Here is a 16,547-nt window from a genome sequence, read left to right as displayed (position 1 = left end):
ATTCCTTAATTTGAGATGATTGTGTCATTTTTTCGTCTAGAAGTGACGATACCATAATGATGAATGAGTACATCAGTTGCACAACATAAAGCAATAACTAAATTTAAGGGATTTGGATTTATTTTCTCAAAATCAACAGGTGCACTATAATTATTTATAGATTCTGGTTTCTGGAACACGTGCGCGGGCTTGAGCGTTCCTTGAAATAAATTATTGGTTTTTTTAGATAAAATACGCATTTGAGAAGATTTTATTCCGCCTTTTCGACCGTTTTCTTGGCGTTCTTCGCTGGCTTTTATTATTTCTTTTTCAACACGAACATTGTAAATATTGCCCTCTTGGATAAAGATTTTATTGAATTTTTCTAGTATTGCTCGGATGTTGCGCCATCTCCTAATGGAACAACCACAAACACCGGCAATATATTTATCGTTGTCTGGGATAGATCCTCCACGATCATACAATGAGATCAAGGATAATGCTGTATGCTCCTTTCTGTTCAAGAGTGAGTTCCAAAATACCAGAAATAAAATTAGCAGGATAACGTTTATACCATGGACGATTATTTACCATTCTTTTCCATCCTTTATTACGGAATAGGGCATATCTACAAAAAGAGAAACAGATTCAATGGGGCCATTACGTTGTTTGGCGACAATAAAATCCATTTAGGATGAATGAGAAATGCATTTCGTGCAGTTTCTGCATTGCTCGCCATAACACGATTAGGATGCACCATCACTTTTGTTTTCATGATTTTCTAGTTTGTCACGACGTTCAAATTGTTCATCGGATGTTCCTCCTGTTTCTCGGGCTAAAAGTAGGCTTTGCGATATAAAAATGCGATGGTATCAGCATCTTGTTCTATTGCTCCTGAATCTCGTAGATCAGAAAGTTGGGGGGGTATTTATACGTGTTTCAACAGAACGATTCAGCTGAGATAGTAGAATAATTGCCACATTTAATTCGCGTGCTATTATCTTGAGGTTTGCGGTTATTTCTGCAATTTCATAAATCCGATTACCTTGATAACGGTTAGATGCGCGTATGAGACCAAGATGGTCTATGATAATAACCTGTAGAGTTGTACCATTTTTGTATGCTTGTTCCGCAATCCGTTCGCTACGTGTACGAATTCCATGATTCCAGGAGAAGGACGATCATCAATAATAAGCGGAAAATCTTGCAGTTTTTCACATATGCCTTGAGATATGCGATATTGTTCTTGGTTAATTTCTCCTCGAATAAGATTAAGGTAAGGAATACGTGATGAGCTTGGATACAGCAAATTAGATAGAGCTCTAGCACCAAGTTTTTCCCTATCCATCTCAAGGCTAAAAAATGCAACACCATGACCGCTCATGGCCATATGCAATGCAGTGGAGAGAGCAAAAGTTGTTTTGCCCATAGAAGGGCGAGCGCCTATAAGAATAAGTTCGCGTAGTTGTACTCCACCCATTAAATGATCAACACTTTGTAATCCCCACTTAATATCAGGATTCTCACCTTCTTTCTTTTGTTGTTCTGCTGATTTCATCGCCGTTGTAGCTGCATTGGCAATGGAAATACAAGATGATCCCGTGCATTGATTTTTTGTTAAATGAACTTCTGAAATAATATCCTCAAAACTTTGCATGGATTTTCGAATAAGGGTAGCGGTATTGCAAGTAGGGTCAGAAGTATGAAGTGCTAGAGCTTTTGCTTCTTGAGAGATAGTTATCCTCGCCCATTGTTGTACAACGCGCCGTGCGGCATTGATCACTTCAGAGCTTATTGAAGAAGCTAAAGTAAGCAAGTTATTAAGGTAAGTAGAAAAGGATATTTTTGTTTGAGATTCAAAATGAGATATAATCTCAGCATTCATTGGTCGTTTTACGAGTAATGGCACGAAATACTTCACTATGAATGGGATCAATAAAATGTTGTGCATCTAAAAAGCTTATAATCGGTTGTAAATTGCCTTTTAATAATAAGGATCCTAGAATTTCTTGTTCCAATCCAATAAAATAATAGATAGAATTGTTGTTCCGAGAATAATATTTTTTTAGAAAAATCGGACAGCATTACTGGTTTCGATACAAATTCACCATATGTTTATTTTTTCTGTAAATTTTCCTAGATATTTATGAGGAAAATATTTCTATATTTTAAAATAAAATTATCTAAAAAAATAAAAAGCCATTAAAAGAATTTATTCCTTTAATTATAATACATTTTTAAGTAAAAATCTAGGGAAAGATGTTATAGGGATGGTTTATATTGTGTTATTTTGTGAAAAAATTCGATTTCAAAATTTTTTTGTGTCAATATCCTCTTAACTAGGATTATTAACTTAATAATGCCTTTGTTAAAAGGATATTTGGGCATTTAAAGGATTATGCTCCTGTTCGGAAGAAGGGTTTTTATTCTACTCATTTTCTAGGGTGTGTAATAGATGATCTATGAGGTAAGTGTATAGATAATAGATCTTTCAGATGAAAATTTTTAGTAATAATGATTAAAATCAATGTTATAAAAATACTTCTGTGAGTTTTTTCGACACATCACAGGGATTTTTAAAAACGTCAATCTGATTTTTTTGAGAAACTCTCTGTCTGACAATTAGAGAAACAAAGAAATTATAAAGTTTCATAGAAGTGTTCTGTTAAGTTTTCTAGATAATAAAACGATCTAAACGAAACACGTTTAAAAGACACGCAAAAATAGCCAATCACTTACAAGAGTGTATGACGCCATAAAAACATCACCATGCTCAATAAATTATTTTTGATGATGATGTTTTATCTTTCTCAATAATGAGAGACGCACCATTTTGAATTAAATGGCAATACTAGGGTTTTAATAGTTTCCACAAAGGGGTATCCAAGGTATGGGCTAAAATAATCATATTATCTATGTTAATAGTAGACTTTCCTGTTTCCAGCTCACTGATCCATGATTGGGCAAAGCCAGTCCGATTTCTGATTTCTTTTTGAGTCAACTTTGCTTCTTTGCGTATGTTTCGGAAATTATTTACAAAAATCATCCGTTCACGCAAGATTGCATCTGAAAGATGTGGTTCGTCTCTTTTACGCCGTGGCATATTTTATATCACTTTCCTTCTATCGTTAATCGTGAAAAACATAACTTTTTCTCGTCACCAATGTATGCATTGGTATCAATAAGATACAATACCAGAAAATACTGTGTGAAATATAGTAATAGATATTCGCTATATCAACTCTATACTATATCATACTGTATAATCAATAATGTTTATAAATATTTTTTTTACACACTTACACTGCGAATAAGGATAAGTCAGAAAATATTTTAGTAGAGAAAAAACAATCTTTCTTTTAAAAATCAAAAAGAAATAAGAATTGATGATTTCTTTTATTGGGACAGTTTTGAACTGTGATTGTGAAAAAAAACAGTCTATAAATAATAAATTTAATTGGTTACGAAGAAATCAGTCTCACTGAATGTGAGAAGTGAATTTTCTTCATTAAACTGAGTGCATTTTAATAACAATTAATGGTCTTGAGTATTTCAGAGCAATTAACATCTCATTTAGAATACTATAGTATAGTGTGATGGTTTCTTGGGTCATTTTTTTTGAATGTTGTTAAGTATTTTGATTATTTTAAGATGAAATTGTTTTTTATTGGAAAATAAGGATTATTTTCACCGTGAAATGTTTCGTTTTTACGATCCTTCTTATAAGATGACTTTAGTTGTGTGTATGCCCTTTCCTTAGTTTGCTGTTTTGGAGAAAATTTATGTGTCCCCATTTTTTACAAGTGTATTTTTCGGTGGGTTGTTTCTTGCTTTTGTCAATTTTAAATTACTTGAAGGTAACTCCAAAACTTGTCAGAATACGTGTTATGGTTAATCGCGCTCCTTTTCAAACGGTTAGTTCACGCTAGAGGATATACTAAAACGGTTTTATTCACATTGACCAATGAATGAATTTGTTGGTCAACGTAGGGAATGGTTCTGTGATAAATAGGATTTGTTTCATATTTTATTATATAAAATGTGCTGCACATGAACTTTTCTTGTATATTTTCTTAATTTTATCATAATAATGTTAACATTTATCCTAATATAGGATATTTATCCTTCTTAGATATGGTTCAAATATTACGTAGAACACGGAAAAAGATGATCAGTTTCGTTTTAACGTTTGTCTTACCTATTAGGGAGTTATTCCTTATTGTGGGGCGGTTGATTATTTTGAGGTTTCCTTTGTCGGTGTTCTCTTTTTAGACTGTCCCTAGAAATCGTGTTAAAAAAGATCCTTTAAGAAGGATTGGGGTTGTACGGACGGGGTGGTAGCAGTCTGTTGCTGTTCATCTTTATACAAAAAGGTTCTCCGTTTCCGTCATGTTACATTTTTCTTGGATTCGGAGTATTTCAATAGATTTTATAATAAGGCTTAAAACGTCTAAAAAATAAAAAATTATCCAGTTATTATTACAAGGGATTTTATACAAAAATTCAGAAATATAATTTCGGTATTGTTAGGCATGTTGACAATTGAATAACGGTAATAATGTCTATGATATGGAGGGGGGACTCCTACTCTATTAAAAAAAATATTGATCCATTTCTCGCAAGGTTACTTGATGTTTACTAGGAGATTTTGCTGAATGTCCCCGCTTACTCTATTGCCAATAAGAAAAAAATATCCCTGCATAAATAGATTATCTCATAAAGAAATTTCACTACAATATTTGTATCAAAGTGTTTTAACCGACGATTTCTCTAAATATGGACGGAAAGTAATAAAAAATCTGCGTGAAGAAAAACCAGAACAATATCTGCGTCTTATATCTCAAATATTACCAAGAGAAAAGATAAAACAAGACGGAATAACAAATGGAGATCAATTAACTGATGAACAATTATGTGAAATCATTCGATCTCTCGAAAAAGAATTGCAAATTTTCACAGATTTTAAAAACAAAGATGCTCATTCTCGAGAAACTAAAGAAACAACGAAATCTGCGTCGTCTTGAGTTTTATAAACCTTATGAAAAGCAACAAGTTTTCCATCAGTTAGGGAAAACGGCGCGAGAACGTCTCTTTATGGCGGGAAATCAACTCGGAAAAACTTTGGCGGGTGCTGCTGAAGCGGCAATGCACTTATCAGGTTGTTATCCTTCATGGTGGCGAGGATATCGTTTTCTACAGCCAATTGTTATGGTTGCGGGCTCTGTGACATATGAATTAACACGTGATGGTATTCAACGTCTCTTATTAGGAGAGCCTATGTCTCCAGATCAACAGGGAAGCGGAATGATTCCCGCAAATAAAGTCCTCAATATGACACGGCGTTCAAATATTGCAGGGGCGTATAGCACGGTAACAGTTAGACACCTTTCCGGGAGGGATATCGGTTTTATTATTGAAAGCATATGAACAGGGAAGGGATAAATGGCAGTCAAATACCGTCCATTATGTATGGTTTGATGAGGAGCCTCCAGAAGATGTTTATTTCGAAGGACTTACACGAATCAATGCAACACAAGGATTGGTTACTCTCACATTAACTCCTTTAAAAGGGCGATCTCCTATTATTGAACATTACTTATCCGCCTCTTCATCAGATCGGCAAGTTATTCGCATGACTATTAATGAAACACCGCATTATAATGAGCAAGAGAGAAAAAGAATTATTGATAGTTATCCTCTTCATGAAAGAGAGGCACGAACAAAAGGAGAGCCAATTTTAGGATCAGGGCGTATTTTTCCTATTGTAGAAGAAGATATTGTCATCAATTCTTTGGATATTCCAGAACATTGGGTGCAAATAGGAGGAATGGATTTTGGATGGCATCATCCTTTTGCTGCCGGACATCTCGTCTGGAATCGGGATTCAGATGTGATATATGTTGTTAAAAATTATCGATGTCGAGAACAAACTCCTATATTTCATGTAGCAGCATTGAAGTCTTGGGGAAAATGGTTGCCCTGGGCTTGGCCGCATGATGGGTTGCAACATGATAAAAGATCAGGCGAACAATTATCCGCGCAATATCGTCGACAAGGTATGAAAATGTTGCCAGAATGTGCAACATTTGATGATGGCAGTAATGGAGTTGAAGCAGGGATATCGGATATGTTAGATCGTATGCGATCGGGGCGTTGGAAAGTATTTTAGAATGTCAAGAATGGTTGGATGAATTCCATCAGTATCACCGTTGTGAAGGACGCGTTATCAAAGAAAAAGATGATCTCATTTGTGCTAGCCGATATGCATTAATGATGAAAATATTTTCTATCTCCAAACCTGGATACTCTTCATGGAAATATACTCCAAGAAAAGTGATATAATATTGTATCTTTAAAAAATACGATGAAATAACATGAGTATGTATCTGTTAGTAATACTCTCTTACAAACTAAGAAAATGGCATTAAACTATTTTATCCATATGCTCATCAAAGATTCTGACGTGGAAGTTCTTGAACATTCTCACAGGGAAGATGGAGGAGAAAAGGTTCATGATCTTCGGATTCGCCGCAAATATTCTCAAGGAAAAGTATGTGTTGATGCTGTCTCCCCTGATGAATTTCTGATTCATCCTGATTCGGTAGATATTGAAAAGAGTCCTATTGTCGGGCGTAAATTATATCTTACACGTTCGGATCTCATTTCTATGGGATATGACCGTGAGTCCATTAATAATTTACCTATTATATCTTCACAAAATATTGAAAATACATGGAAATTTCCAAAAAATCAGTATTCTGATAAAGCTCTAGAGATGATTGAATACTATGAATTATATGTCACAATTGATTATGATGGAGATGGTATTGCAGAATTACGCCGAGTAATTATGGCAGGGGGCACAGGAAAAGATAATATTCTTTGTAATGAAGAGTGGAATGAATTACCTTTTACATGTTTGCGTGCTATGCGTGCACCACATTGTTTTATCGGAGAAAGTTTAGCAGCATCTATTATCGAAATTCAAAAAATAAAAACTGTTTTATTACGGCAGACATTAGACAATCTTTACTGGCAAAATCAACCGCAAACTATTGTTCAAGAAGGATCAATTATTGATCCGGAAAGTGTACTCAATCCGCAATTCGGCAAGCCTATTCGAGTGGCAGCAGGAATGGATATTCGCAGCGTATTGGGAATTCACAGTGTGCCCATGATTGAAAAATCTTTTTCGATGTTACACTATTTAGACCAAGAATTAGTCGATCGTACAGGTATTTCGGATATCTCTTCTGGATTTTCGCCAGAGATACTGCAAAATATGACCGCGACTGCTACATCTTTGATTGAACAAAGCGGTGTAGGACAAGTAGAGCTCATCGTGCGTACATTAGCACAAGGCTTGGAAATTCTTTTTCGAGGATTACTACGATTGATTATTCAACACCAAGACAAAGTGCGAATGGTCAGGCTTCGTGATCAATGGGTTTCGTTCGATCCTCGATATTGAAATGCAGACATGGATGCAAAGGTCAATATAGGATTAGGATCCGGAAATCGTGAGAAAGATATCATGATGGTCTCGCATCTTTTAGCTCTCCAGAAAGAAATTCTAGCCACATTTGGTCTTAATAACCCTTTTGTATCCACTACTCATTTATATAACGGCATTGCGCGTCTTGCCGAGGCGGTTGGAGTACAAAATGTCAATGAATACTTTAACAATCCAGATTCAGAACAATGGAATTAAAACGTGCCAAAATACAGGCGGAAATAAATATTAAAAAACAACAAGCAGATGCAGAATATTTACTCAAAAAAAAATTGCAATCGCAACAAACCTTGTAGCAGGAATTTGCTTTTCCCAAATAACTCATTAAAAGAAATATCCAATTTTTAGACATATAGTCCTATTATTAGGAAAGAAATTATCGGATCTTTCTCTATCACTCTCTCTTTTAAAAAGGAAAATATTCTATGATAAAGTCGGAAAGTTCATTCGCTGATATGGAACGACACATAATCAATCGCAGACAATCCCTTGGATCTTTGCTAATAACTGTGTTGAAAAATGCCCGAGTGCCAATAAAAATTTTGATGGGACAACGCAACCAATTGACTATGATCAAGTTTCTTTTTCTCCATATGATAAGGACACTCATAGATCAAGTAGGAATGGGAAAGAACCGACGCATCTACAAGAAAAACAGAAGCAATATCCTATAGAATGTTCTTTTAGCACAGCAGAAATCCATGAAGATGACGTCTATGTCCACCAGAATCAACAATCAGACCAAGGATCATCTGGGGAAATAAATCCCCAAAATTCAGATTCAAATATCAAAGATATCAATAATTTACATGAAGTATCTCTTGATAACGGTGAAAAAATAACCATTGCTGAGCTCAAAGAGGGATATGGTCGACATCAAGCATATTTGTCGCAACAACAAGATGTTCTCGAACAAAAAAATATGTGCAAAATCAAGCAAAAATTTTGGCACAGAGTGCCGAAGCATTAGCACAATTAATCAATCATCATATCCCAGATGATTCTAGTCCTACTTTAGAAAAAACATATCCTGAAACCTATCATCGTATCCGATATTTACGACAGAAGGCTTTGAATATCATCAATCATTTCGTTGAAACAGGGCGAAATCCTGATAATATTGCTAAAGAATTGGACTCAGAAATTCTAGAAAAAAAATTGATAGCTGAAAACCAACAATTAGAACACCTTTTCCCCCAAACAAAAGATCCAGCACAAAGAGAGAATTTTTTTAAAAATTTATTTAGAATAGGAAACATTCTGGGATTTCAGAAGGAAGAAATGGTAGATATTACAGACCATCGATTACTTTCTTTGGCTTATTATGCACAAATAGGGTTGCAAGCTCAAAAACTATCTGAAGATGCCTATCATAAAATTCGTCACAAACCTTTTGTCAATATTACAACTAACAAGGCTAAAAATCATCGCCGGATCACTTCACAAGAAAAAGCAATACAAAAATTGCATCAAACGGGATCTCTTTATGATGCTTTGGAAATAGATTTCGTATAACAAATCATTCCACTACATATTCGTAAATTCTGTCAGTTTGGCATGAGACCGTATAATCATGTTTTCACAATAAAACATTGTTCTATTACTTCACATCCTTTTTCTGCCAAGCATCACTGCAGAGAAGAACTATTACATAATTTATCAAAATTTATACTAGGAAATTTTAAGATCATGACTATTGTTAATAATACATTTATTACTTCTTCCTCTACTACCAATAAAGAATCCTTGTCTGATGTTGTATCTCGGATTACGCCAGAAGATACTCCTATTTATTCGATGATTAAGAAAGGCACGACACATTCTATACATCCAGAATGGGTTGTAGATGATCTTGCTTCTCCAGGTCCGAACGCACAATTGGAAGGAGATGAGTATAGTTTTAAAACAATAAATACGCCAGAAAGGATGGGAAATTATACACAAATTATGCGTAAAAGCTGGATTCTTTCTGGGACTCAAGAAGCTGTTGATGATGTTGGATACATCTTAAAATATAAGGAACAAAAATTAAAAAAAGCGCTTGAAATTCGTAAAGATGTTGAATTCGCTCTTGTAAGTTCACAAGGATCTGAAAAAACATCGCCACGTAAAATGGCTGCTTTGAGTAGTTGGATCAAAAAAAATGCTAGCAGGGGGACAGGTGGCGTTCTGGAGGATATGATTCTATCACTGGCATGACTAAAAAAGCCAAAGATGGTACACAAAGGACCTTTTCAAAACAAATCCTTGATGAAGTCATGCAAGAAGGATATCAAAATGGAGATAACTTTCGTCATATTATCGTTTCACCTTATGTGAAAAGTGAATTTGTTCGCTTTATGTCTGATTCTAATGTTGCATCTTTTCGCTATGCTACATCTGGTAAAAGTCACAATAATACCATTGTTGCCACTGCAGACATATATGATAGGCCATTTGGAAAAGTGATGGTGCATCCTAATCGTGTTATGGCGAGCAATGCAGAAACTGCACGAAATGCATTTCTCATTGATCCTAATATGTTGGAATTCTTATGGTTGCGTACAATTCATGAGGATAAAAATATTGCTAAAAATGGTGATGCTAACAAGGGTGTGCTGATCGGAGAAGGAGCTCTAAAAGTCAGGAATGAAAAAGCCGTCGGTGTTGTCGCTGATCTGTTTGGTCTATCAAAAACAACTTAGGAAAGCGACAATAATGGATATCTATGATGGCTCTTGGAAATTAATAAGTTATGATCCAGAGACGGGGAGAACTGTGTGGTATATGTTAGATAATCAAAAAAGATGTGTATCGGATCGATTATCCTGTATCCCAAGTTATGGAGATTAATCAGGCGTGTGCAATGGCTACTAGGAAGAAAAATAGGGATTGGCAAAGAATAGCCAGCATTCCTGTAAGTATTTTAAAAGACTCTCATCTTCTCCAAGCTCATACTGAAGGAGATGACGTTTGGGTCAATAAGTGGCTCAATAATAGAGATAACGCTTCTTGGCGTACTTCGGAAGGATACGTATAAATGGCAAAAGATTTCGCTTCTTTATTAATTGATGTAAGTCATTATGTAGAAAAAGGGGGTTTTACTTATCTTTTTAAGAATTTTCTCCATAGAATAGAGGTAAAGATCAATCGTGCCTTGCGCTTACGCGAAATGGAGAGAAAAATAGTTCTTTCTCTCGTTGAAGGATCAGCCCCATTACCAGATGATTATATCGAAATTCGTTTCCTTGAAGATAACAAGGGAAATAAATTGGACCATCTTCCTTTAAGCATTTCCTTACAGAAGAACAAAGGATACATCATCACCGCAGATTCGATATGTGTTTTGCCCATTTCTTCTGAGGATGTTGTTCTTTATTATTATGCTTGCATCCCACCCTTGACAGAAAATAATCCTGTCAATTGGTTGTTACATAGAGCTCCAGATCTTTATCTCTATGGTTTGGTAGAAGAGATTGCTTTGTGGGAACAAAAAATAGACAAGGCGACTACTGCTAGTGCTTTGTTTCAAGAATCTATCAAAAAATTACAGCAGAATGATATCCGTTCGTGGTAGACTAACACCATGAACGTGCTAGCCATATTAAATACCGTTTGTGATTTAGTTGGCTTATCTCGATTCGAAACAGTGTATCAAAATCAAGATGAAAGTACAGTGCTCCTTGTATCCTTCTTGCAACAAGCTGGCGAGGAAATCTGTTTGAAAGTTGATTGGCCACAGTTATTGCAAGAAATAAAAATTGATCATTGGCCATTTCATCTCCCGCAAGATTATTACAGACCATTGTTGGGAGGGGCAATGGTAATGCTAGATCTTTCTTTAGCGCGTCCAGTAATAAATGCTGTCGATTGGGGAATTGTTAAACGAATTTCACATACTCCTTGGTATTGGATTGATGGTCGGATGATCCATCTCTCTATCAATTCGCCTGCTACTTTTCGATATTTTTCTAAAAATTGGATAATTGATAGTAATAAAGAAGCCAAACATCACATCACTGCAGATGATGATAGCACACTATTGCCCACATATCTGCTCATTAAAGATATTATTTGGCGTTGGCGTCGTGCTCAAGGATTAAGTTTCGATGATTGTTTGCGGGAATTTGATTTGGCTCTCATTGCGGAAAAGATCCTTTGGCTAGGAGGATAACATGTCTCAGTTTTTGAGAAATCAATACTTTGATTCAAATAATCTCTCGGGAGAGTATATTTCTTCGAAAGATCAAAATTTTTTATACTTTCCCACTGAAAAACAACAGTTGCAAGAAAATGCATTTAGTATTTTGCATAATTTTTGGCCTACTACAAAGGGTCCAATCATGCGTGGAGGATGCAGGAAAATATGTACACTGGATAGTAATAGTAGTATTATCTCTGCTTTTTCATATCGAAGTAGTACACAACAAAGAGTATTTCTTGCCAATCATCGGGAAATATATGATGTGACTGATGCTTCTTCAATGCAATCAGCGACTGTCTGTGTGTGTCGGGAATGAAATCTGGTGAATGGGTTACATTTCAATATACAACGCCAGATAAAACTTTTTTGATTGCATTAAATGGTCAAGATGAACGTCAGATCTACAATGGGAATAACTGTAAATCATCTTTGCTTCCCATTATATGTGCAGGACATAATCAGAATAATCCCGTGTATTTTTCATATGGATGGTTTTTTAAAAATCGTCAATGGTATATCGCCTCGGATAGTATGGATGCTTGGACCTGCCAGTTAAAGCTTTAGATAGTGTTGCTAAAGTTTTCCCTTTAGGAGGAATAATGCAAGCAGGAGGATCGTTGCCTACAGGATTCTCATGGTCAACTGAAAGTGGTGATGGTTTGTCTACTTTATGCGTTTTCTTATCCACTCTTGGTGAAGTCGCTGTTTATGGTGGAGATAATCCTGATGACTCCTCTTCTTTTTCTCTCAAAGCAATTTATCATATTGGACGTCCTTTGGGGAAAAGAGCTATCGTTTTTGTCAAAAACGACGTATGGATTGCAACGAATAACGGTTTGATTTCTATGAAAAATATTCTCTTACAGGAAGAGAAAACAAATCTTCCTTTATCTTGGCCTATTCAAGAACAATGGGAACAAGCAATTATGGTAGCTCCAACAGGGTGGTCGATGATTCTTTGGGAAAAACGCAATATGTTATTGATTAGTTGTCCTAAAAATTCTCTTCTATCTGATAAAACGTTTGTGATGAATGTGGCTCATAATAATCGTTGGTCTAGTTTCCATAATTGGTTTACTCAATCTTATGTTGTTGCAAATGAAAATCTTTTTTTTGGAGATTATGAAGGTACTTTTTGGCAAGGAGATATTTCGGGATCAGATAATGCACGGCCTTTTATCGGGATATACCTTTCTCCTTTTCATGCAATTGATCCTCGTTTAGGATTTCAAAGGAGAGCTTGTGTCGCTCATCTTTCTCTTCAAGCATATCAACGTCCCTATCTCAAATTATTTGCTCGTGCTAATTATGATCATAGTTATCCGGAGTTCTCAAAAGAAACGATCAGTAATAATCCAATGGATAATGGTATATGGGATAATTCTTTATGGGATGAGGTTAAATGGACAGATAACTTGTTTGTCACAAAAAAGAAACTATTCCAGTTTTGTCAAAATGTAGTCGCTTATGGCAATTGTTTGGCAGTTGGTTGTGTCATCGTTTCTTCTGGAAAATCTATCAATGATATTCAAATTAATAATGCAAAGCTCTTAGTTGAATAAGGATGTATAATACCATAGAAATTACTTGGGGTGGAAATGCTAAACCAAGAATTAACCAGATAATCGCAGATTTTGTTGCAAAGCGTATTAAGGATTGTTCTAGTGGTTGGGATCGATTTGTTAGTATGGGGATCTTGAAAAGTAATTTTTTAGTGGCAGGAATCATATACCATAACTATTGCCCTATATCTCGTGTCATAGAATTATCAGGTGCATCGGATTGTAAATCATGGCTGAGTCGATCAGTATTAAAGGAAATCTATAGCTATCCTTGGAATCAGTTGTGTTGCCAGGCAGTGATTCATCGTATTCCTGACGAAGATTATCCTCAACATCGTATGCTCACTTCCTTGGGGGGAATTCGCTATCGTATTCCACGTTTACGAGGAAGGAATGCAGCGGAAAATATATATGTGATTACTCATGAAGCTTGGATGCATAATAAAATTAATCGACAATCTTCAGTTCATAAGTCGTTGTAATTTTTAGTATTATTCAATAGATTAATAAATATTTTGTATTGTTGATCGTCAATATTATTCTCGTCCTTTCTAGTCAAACAATAAGAATACAATTTTTATCAGTATTAGTTTCAATCACTAAAATCATCACACATTATCAGTAGTATGTTTTCTATGGAATAAAAAGCTTCACGTCTAGTGAGGATGTTCCCATGGTTCACAATATCAGAAAATATTCGCTGGTTTGAGTGATGTCACAATCATGAGGTGTTTATATGGGTAAACAACGCGCATCTTTGGCTCCTGATCCAAAAGCTATTGCTTCTTTGCAATTATCAGCAAATCTTGCTAATGCTTCAGCTAATGCATATAGAGAAAATATAGATCGAATGACACCAGATGGTATCTGGCAGTATAAAACAAGTGGTGTAGATAAAATAATTGATTCTTTTATCGGTCGGGAAATATCTATTCCTCATTATCTTCAAAGTTATTCATTACATCCTATCCAGCAACAGATCCATAATCGGCAAAATATCAATAATCTTTTGTTATCAGATCTCTTGACACAGCGGATACAAGATCTTTTGCCTCATCATCATACTCATGTGAATACCACAAAGGATTTTCCACCACAGCAACTACGAGATAATGATGTTCCCGAAAAACCCAATGCTTCTCTAGAAGAAAGAAAGGAGATTCTCTATAATTATCCTACAATGGGATCCCAGCAATATGAGAAGGCTTTTTTAGACCGATTACAATCATCATTACAACAAGATCGTGAAGATTTAGAAACAAAGTTACATAATCAGGGACTTGTGTCAGGATCCGTTGCTTGGAATAGGGCAATAGATGAAACAAATAGAAAACTGCATGATGTACGGTTGGCGGCGATGTTAAAAGCTTCTGACGAACAAGAACGTTTAGATAATATACAAGAAAAACATGCTTATTTTCATAATCTTGCGCAAGCACAGGGATTACAATAAAAAATGGATCAAAAGCAACAAGCATTCCATGAAATTTTATCTTTGATGCAAAATGTTACTGTTCCTAAATTACCTATATCCCTTAATAACCCGACACCTATAGCGCCGATTGATTATGCGGGAATAGCTCAAAATATCTATCAAAATCAATTATCAGAACGGAAAGAAGGGAAAAAAGAGTTCTATGATGCAGTCAATATGGGATATCAATTAGCACCTCTTGTTTCAGATCGTCGTATGAAATGTAATGTCAAACCTGTAGCTAATCTATATCAGTATCGATATTTATCAGATCCAAAAAATGTGCAACGGATTGGCGTAATTGCACAGGAAATCAGTAAAATTCGTCCAGATACTGTTGTTGAGAATAATCAAGGAATAAAATCTGTTGATTATGGTCGACTCTTTAATATTGGGCAAATACAGACAAAACAGAAAAAGAACACTGCACAATAAAATTTATGCCACTAATCTATTTTGGATGTGTGGTGCTTTACTTAAAACCTGTTTTATCGATCCTATTATTTAATAAGTTTTATTTAAAAATATTTTCGCCTTTTTACTTCAATTTCCAGTTTTTAAAAGGAAATTCCATGCCTCGTATTAGAGAAGTATACATCCTTCCGGCCGGATCTCAAGCTTATCCTAATAGTAATATTAGTAGTAGCGCTTATAATAATCTATTAAAAGATTTGGCATTGGATAATAATAGTCCGCGTCCTATTTCTGCGGGAGGAACAGCAGCAGATAATGCTGTCCAAGCGCGTGTCAATTTGGGAACAGACGATGCGAGTAATCTTACCAAAGGAAAAATTATTGCAAATTTATTACCCTTTTATCCTATTCAGCAAGGAGGTGGAATAGGACAACTAGATAATAAAATATATTTGGGATGGAACGGAACACAACTTCTATTGCAAGTTGATTTATCTTCCATGAGAGAAGTGTGGACATCGCAATTAGCACCTCGTGCTTTGCAAAATTTAGTTGATCATGCTCACAAACCAAATCATATTGTATATACTACCGATTCTAATCAATATGCTGCAACGCCTCTTTCTTCTTTTATGCGAAAATTATTCTCTTGTCACAATGGTGAAACATTGCATCAAGCTATTTTCCAAAATGGCGCGCAATTTTACAATAATTCGCAGAGAATTGCTGCATTTCTGGATGATGGTGATATAATGTGCTATAAGCGCCAAAAAACGGTGTGGCAAGGAATCGAGATAGCGCAACATACAGCTAATATTGCTCTAGAATCAACAAAAAATTGTCTTTACAAGACGACGGTCTTAAATATGGGACGAGGTCCGGGATACATTCACTTTGATACCGACAAAGGTGCTGTAGGATGTAGCTATTTTCTATCCGATGAACGATTAAAAAAAGTACATGGGGAATCGTCTGCTTCTGCACGAGAGATCATTGAACAATTGAAATTTATTGATTTCAATTATCTTCCCGAAAGTGGAATGGATTCTGAATTGCGATATTTGATTGGTTTTTCAGAAAATAACTTAAAAGAAATCAATGAGGTATTTGTTGATACGATTGGCGGTTATTTGGCTCCTAATCCTTCTGTTATTATCCCGCATCTTGCAAAAGCAATACAAGAACTTTTACAGGAGGTAAAGGAATTACGTGATATGATCGATAAACAAAATGAAGAACATCAAGATGTACAAGATATGTCCAATACGCCTCTAAATTCCCAAAAATTTGATTAGCTCATCAATCCAACTTAAATAATCCACATATTTTTTTTGTATTGTTGTGCCTTTGCTTTTTAGGTGTCAATCATTCCTGTGAAAAATAAATTTATCAAATGTGATGAATAGATTTTATGTGTCAGCC

The 16,547-nt window shown here is 35.3% G+C and carries 17 protein-coding genes and 4 pseudogenes; 16 read left to right on the top strand and 5 right to left on the bottom strand.

What is annotated here, in order from left to right; genetic code table 11:
- Positions 1-5: 5 nt before the first annotated feature.
- The 5 genes and pseudogenes from CD16_RS05215 to CD16_RS05205 all read right to left on the bottom strand — a co-directional run bounded on the left by CD16_RS05215 (position 6) and on the right by CD16_RS05205 (position 3,082).
- Complete coding sequence (locus tag CD16_RS05215) at positions 6-473, bottom strand: DUF1376 domain-containing protein (RefSeq protein WP_015452981.1); 468 nt, start codon at positions 471-473, stop codon at positions 6-8.
- 341 nt (positions 474-814) lie between these two features.
- A pseudogene (locus CD16_RS05945) lies at positions 815-1,067 on the bottom strand (DnaB-like helicase C-terminal domain-containing protein).
- Positions 1,064-1,888, bottom strand: coding sequence for a DnaB-like helicase C-terminal domain-containing protein (locus tag CD16_RS05940; protein ID WP_015452978.1), 825 nt, complete (start codon positions 1,886-1,888; stop codon positions 1,064-1,066). Before CD16_RS05940 ends, CD16_RS05945 begins: the two are co-directional and overlap by 4 nt.
- Complete coding sequence (locus CD16_RS05850) at positions 1,854-1,997, bottom strand: DnaB-like helicase N-terminal domain-containing protein (RefSeq protein ID WP_157141060.1); 144 nt, start codon at positions 1,995-1,997, stop codon at positions 1,854-1,856. The genes CD16_RS05940 and CD16_RS05850 overlap by 35 nt, the downstream gene beginning before the upstream one ends.
- Positions 1,998-2,830: 833 nt before the next feature.
- Entirely contained in the window at positions 2,831-3,082 is a 252-nt protein-coding gene (locus CD16_RS05205; RefSeq protein ID WP_015452977.1) for a helix-turn-helix domain-containing protein, read from the bottom strand.
- A 1,552-nt stretch (positions 3,083-4,634) separates the two neighbouring features.
- On the opposite strand from CD16_RS05205, the gene CD16_RS05200 reads away from it, so the two are divergent.
- The 16 genes and pseudogenes from CD16_RS05200 (at position 4,635) to CD16_RS05120 (ending at position 16,420) form a co-directional block, all read left to right on the top strand.
- Positions 4,635-5,003, top strand: coding sequence for a hypothetical protein (locus tag CD16_RS05200; RefSeq protein ID WP_015452976.1), 369 nt, complete (start codon positions 4,635-4,637; stop codon positions 5,001-5,003).
- Positions 4,954-6,321: pseudogene (locus tag CD16_RS05910) on the top strand (terminase large subunit domain-containing protein). The gene CD16_RS05200 and the pseudogene CD16_RS05910 overlap by 50 nt, the downstream one beginning before the upstream one ends.
- Positions 6,322-6,397: 76 nt before the next feature.
- Positions 6,398-7,690, top strand: a pseudogene (locus tag CD16_RS05190) (portal protein).
- A gap of 227 nt (positions 7,691-7,917) precedes the next feature.
- Positions 7,918-8,166 carry a hypothetical protein gene (locus CD16_RS05180; RefSeq protein WP_015452974.1) on the top strand — a complete coding sequence of 83 codons (249 nt, stop codon included), beginning with the start codon at positions 7,918-7,920 and terminating at the stop codon, positions 8,164-8,166.
- 250 nt (positions 8,167-8,416) lie between these two features.
- Positions 8,417-9,007, top strand: coding sequence for a hypothetical protein (locus CD16_RS05175; protein ID WP_015452973.1), 591 nt, complete (start codon positions 8,417-8,419; stop codon positions 9,005-9,007).
- A gap of 174 nt (positions 9,008-9,181) precedes the next feature.
- Positions 9,182-10,176: pseudogene (locus tag CD16_RS05170) on the top strand (DUF5309 domain-containing protein).
- 104 nt (positions 10,177-10,280) lie between these two features.
- Complete coding sequence (locus CD16_RS05165; protein WP_157140836.1) at positions 10,281-10,511, top strand: hypothetical protein; 231 nt, start codon at positions 10,281-10,283, stop codon at positions 10,509-10,511.
- A complete protein-coding gene (locus tag CD16_RS05160) occupies positions 10,512-11,048 on the top strand; it encodes a phage adaptor protein (protein ID WP_015452970.1) in 537 nt (178 codons plus the stop codon).
- A 9-nt stretch (positions 11,049-11,057) separates the two neighbouring features.
- Complete coding sequence (locus CD16_RS05155) at positions 11,058-11,645, top strand: hypothetical protein (protein ID WP_015452969.1); 588 nt, start codon at positions 11,058-11,060, stop codon at positions 11,643-11,645.
- A 1-nt stretch (position 11,646) separates the two neighbouring features.
- Positions 11,647-11,991, top strand: coding sequence for a hypothetical protein (locus CD16_RS05150; protein WP_015452968.1), 345 nt, complete (start codon positions 11,647-11,649; stop codon positions 11,989-11,991).
- Positions 11,988-12,239, top strand: coding sequence for a hypothetical protein (locus CD16_RS05145; protein ID WP_015824979.1), 252 nt, complete (start codon positions 11,988-11,990; stop codon positions 12,237-12,239). Before CD16_RS05150 ends, CD16_RS05145 begins: the two co-directional genes overlap by 4 nt.
- Entirely contained in the window at positions 12,215-13,237 is a 1,023-nt protein-coding gene (locus CD16_RS05140) for a hypothetical protein (protein ID WP_144428486.1), read from the top strand. Before CD16_RS05145 ends, CD16_RS05140 begins: the two co-directional genes overlap by 25 nt.
- Before the next feature lie 2 nt (positions 13,238-13,239).
- Positions 13,240-13,719: a hypothetical protein gene (locus CD16_RS05135; RefSeq protein ID WP_015452967.1), complete on the top strand. Its 480-nt coding sequence runs from the start codon at positions 13,240-13,242 to the stop codon at positions 13,717-13,719.
- A gap of 254 nt (positions 13,720-13,973) precedes the next feature.
- On the top strand, positions 13,974-14,690 hold the full coding sequence (locus CD16_RS05130) for a hypothetical protein (RefSeq protein WP_031935085.1): 717 nt from the start codon (positions 13,974-13,976) through the stop codon (positions 14,688-14,690).
- A gap of 3 nt (positions 14,691-14,693) precedes the next feature.
- Positions 14,694-15,146: a tail fiber domain-containing protein gene (locus tag CD16_RS05125; RefSeq protein ID WP_015824976.1), complete on the top strand. Its 453-nt coding sequence runs from the start codon at positions 14,694-14,696 to the stop codon at positions 15,144-15,146.
- A 137-nt stretch (positions 15,147-15,283) separates the two neighbouring features.
- Positions 15,284-16,420: a tail fiber domain-containing protein gene (locus tag CD16_RS05120; protein ID WP_015452961.1), complete on the top strand. Its 1,137-nt coding sequence runs from the start codon at positions 15,284-15,286 to the stop codon at positions 16,418-16,420.
- Positions 16,421-16,547 lie beyond the last annotated feature (127 nt).

Origin of the sequence: Candidatus Liberibacter asiaticus, assembly GCF_000590865.3 — a bacterium.
Classification (GTDB): Bacteria; Pseudomonadota; Alphaproteobacteria; order Rhizobiales; family Rhizobiaceae; genus Liberibacter; species Liberibacter asiaticus.
This window is presented reverse-complemented; position numbering and strand designations above follow the sequence as displayed.

Excerpts from the sequence above, each read along its gene's own strand:
- CD16_RS05205 (WP_015452977.1), bottom strand. The coding sequence starts at position 3,082 with ATGCCACGGCGTAAAAGAGACGAACCACATCTTTCAGATGCAATCTTG.
- CD16_RS05200 (WP_015452976.1), top strand. The coding sequence starts at position 4,635 with ATGTCCCCGCTTACTCTATTGCCAATAAGAAAAAAATATCCCTGCATA.
- CD16_RS05180 (WP_015452974.1), top strand. The coding sequence starts at position 7,918 with ATGATAAAGTCGGAAAGTTCATTCGCTGATATGGAACGACACATAATC.
- CD16_RS05160 (WP_015452970.1), top strand. The coding sequence starts at position 10,512 with ATGGCAAAAGATTTCGCTTCTTTATTAATTGATGTAAGTCATTATGTA.
- CD16_RS05155 (WP_015452969.1), top strand. The coding sequence starts at position 11,058 with ATGAACGTGCTAGCCATATTAAATACCGTTTGTGATTTAGTTGGCTTA.
- CD16_RS05150 (WP_015452968.1), top strand. The coding sequence starts at position 11,647 with ATGTCTCAGTTTTTGAGAAATCAATACTTTGATTCAAATAATCTCTCG.
- CD16_RS05145 (WP_015824979.1), top strand. The coding sequence starts at position 11,988 with ATGAAATCTGGTGAATGGGTTACATTTCAATATACAACGCCAGATAAA.
- CD16_RS05135 (WP_015452967.1), top strand. The coding sequence starts at position 13,240 with ATGTATAATACCATAGAAATTACTTGGGGTGGAAATGCTAAACCAAGA.
- CD16_RS05130 (WP_031935085.1), top strand. The coding sequence starts at position 13,974 with ATGGGTAAACAACGCGCATCTTTGGCTCCTGATCCAAAAGCTATTGCT.
- CD16_RS05125 (WP_015824976.1), top strand. The coding sequence starts at position 14,694 with ATGGATCAAAAGCAACAAGCATTCCATGAAATTTTATCTTTGATGCAA.
- CD16_RS05120 (WP_015452961.1), top strand. The coding sequence starts at position 15,284 with ATGCCTCGTATTAGAGAAGTATACATCCTTCCGGCCGGATCTCAAGCT.